Below are 2,546 nucleotides of genomic sequence, written 5' to 3' on the forward strand. Positions count from 1 at the left end.
AGGCGATTGTTCCGGTGTCGGCGAGGGCACCGCTCTTATCTCGGGAAAGGCCGGTGACGACCTTGGGAACTTTTATTCCCCCCATTTCCAGCACGCCGATCCGTGTCATGTCTCCAATGGTCACGCCACCAACCCCTTTTCCCAGAACGGTCTCCACACGCTTTTGGTATTTTTTATCGAGTGCATTTTTCGTAACCGTTGGTGATGTAAAGGTCAGCGTCCCTGAGTACCCCGTGTCCACCCGAAGTGCACCGACAATGCCATCTATCTTGCCGGGAATCTCGGGGATGTTCATCCGCAGGCTCATCGGGAGCATCTGTGCCTTCGGGTCAGGCGAGAAGCCCTTGGGCTCGATAAAGCGCACTTTTTTCGCGGCGTAGTCAATCTGAACGACATAGTTGCGCAGAAATGGGTAGCCGACGATGCCATCGAACTCCCCTTTGGAGCCGCTGGGCAGGTCGAGAATCACACCAAGCTGCTGGGTCTGAATGGCTCCCCCGATCTCGATCTTGGCATTGGTGAGCTTTGCCGGTACCAGCTTCGCTCCACCGCCGCCGACTAGCGTCTGTCCCATGCTCTTGAGTTGGAGCTTCTCAGCGGACTTGGGGGTGTAGAGCCCGGCTCCGGCTCCCGTGTCTAAGATCAGGCGGGCAGGCTGGTCATTGACCTTGCCCTCGACCACAATTAAGTAGCCTTCGTAGGTAAACGGCACCTCGTAGGTCTGTTGCAAAAAAATCATCTACTCTATTCCTCTCCCTTAAAGACGACCGAGAAGGGGAAAAGTCACGAAAAGTTGAATCTACTTTCGTGGAATTATTTCGTTACCTGCACCCTGAGCAAGGCCCGCGCCTCGGTGCTGAGACGTATGAGGGCTTTTTCGATCTGACGGCACACGATCCTGAGGTATTTGCCTCAATTTCGTCGTGGCTGGCTCACGAGCGCCCGGCGGAGATTGCGCTGCTGGCGGAGAAGGCGGTGAGTCGCTACGCCGAGATAGATCCTGACTGGAAGATCTTGCCGCCCGTAGATGGCAAGATGGAGGTCTGGGCAGCGGGCGTGACCTACGAGGACTCCAAGCGAGCGCGCATGGCCGAGTCCGAAGGCGGTGGGGACTTCTACGATAGAGTTTACGACGCCGACCGGCCCGAGCTCTTCTTCAAGGCCAACCCCTGGCGCGTGATCGCCCCTGGTGATCCCGTCAGCATCCGGCCCGACTCCCGCTGGGATGTTCCTGAGCCCGAGCTAACCCTCGTGATCTGTGCCTCAGGCCGCATTGTGGGTGTCACCGTGGGTAACGACATGTCGTCGCGCTCGATTGAGGGTGAGAACCCACTCTACCTGCCACAGGCCAAGAGCTACGAGGGCGCGTGTGCTGTTGGCCCGACCATCCGCATCGTGGACGTGGACTTAGAGCTCAAGAACCTGCCGATTACGCTAGAGATTTCGCGCGGCGGTGAAACGGCGTTTTCGGGTGAGACGAGCACCGCGCGGATGAAGCGTACTCCCCATGAGCTTGCGGAGTGGCTATTTAAAACCCTGCCGTTTCCCGATGGGGCACTGCTCATGACCGGCACGGGCCTCATCCCCCCCGACAGCTTCACGCTCCAGAGCGGCGATGTGGTGACCATCTCGATTGGTAGCGTCGGAACATTAATCAATCCGGTGGCGTAGAATAGAGGCAATGGACTCTCCCCAACCGTCGGATCGCCAAGCGCTGATCCGGCGGCTTCTTGCCTTTATCTCGCCTTTTCGCAAGCAGCTCCTCCTCGGCTTGTTCTGTGGCGCACTCTCTTCCATGGCACTACCCATAGCCATGAAGTCCATGACGGACTTTATGGACCAGATGCGCCTGCAACCTACTGAGCTAACCCCCGCTGTGCGGCAAGAGGCACTCTCTGAGGTCACTCAGGTTGGCTTCACTATCGTGGCCGCTTACACGGGGCTTCTCGTCTTTCGGTTTTTCCAAGGATTGCTCCTCTCCGAGGTTGCACAGCGGGTCGGGATGCTGATTCGAAGCTCGGTCTTTGCGCACCTTCAGCGCATGCCGCTGGCGTTTTTCCACCAGCAGCGCACCGGAGCCCTTCTGGCAACTCTCACCAACGATGTCAACCGCTTGCAAAATGCCGCGATGCTCTTGCGAGATGGCGTGGTGCTTCCCGTTCAGGCGATTGTCTACTTGGTTTATATGCTCTGGGCATCCCTGGAAATGGCGATGGTAACCGTGGTGACCGTGCCAATTATGGTGGGGGTGATTCAGCTCATCACGCGCAAACTCCGCGCCCTGAGCGCGGAGTCCCAGAGATGCCTAGCGGATGCGACCAGCATTCTCAGTGAGACACTCTCCGCTCCCCGTGTGGTACAGGCCTTCTCCGCTGAGGAACGCGAAGTGGTTCGCTTTAATCAAGCCAACGAGAGTGCGTTTGAGGCCGCCATGCGGGGTATTCGGCGAACATCGCTGCTCACTCCCTCCGTAGACTGGATCGGGGCCGTGGCACTGGCGCTGGTGCTCTATGCGGGGGTCTACTTCCAGGTTCCCATGGGCCGCT

The 2,546-nt window shown here is 58.4% G+C and carries 3 protein-coding genes; 2 read left to right on the plus strand and 1 reads right to left on the minus strand.

Annotated features, from left to right (window positions below; genetic code table 11):
* On the minus strand, window positions 1–739 hold a 739-nt coding region (locus RMO15_RS14575; protein ID WP_309714063.1), incomplete at its 3' end, for a retropepsin-like aspartic protease.
* A gap of 68 nt (window positions 740–807) precedes the next feature.
* On the opposite strand from RMO15_RS14575, the gene RMO15_RS14580 reads away from it, so the two are divergent.
* Both RMO15_RS14580 and RMO15_RS14585 read left to right on the plus strand, forming a co-directional pair.
* Complete coding sequence (locus RMO15_RS14580; protein WP_309714066.1) at window positions 808–1,671, plus strand: fumarylacetoacetate hydrolase family protein; 864 nt, start codon at window positions 808–810, stop codon at window positions 1,669–1,671.
* A 10-nt stretch (window positions 1,672–1,681) separates the two neighbouring features.
* Window positions 1,682–2,546 (plus strand): ABC transporter transmembrane domain-containing protein (locus tag RMO15_RS14585; protein WP_309714069.1); only part of this gene is annotated, 865 nt, incomplete at its 3' end.

The sequence above is a fragment of the Armatimonas sp. genome, assembly GCF_031410135.1.
Taxonomy (GTDB): domain Bacteria; phylum Armatimonadota; class Armatimonadia; order Armatimonadales; family Armatimonadaceae; genus Armatimonas.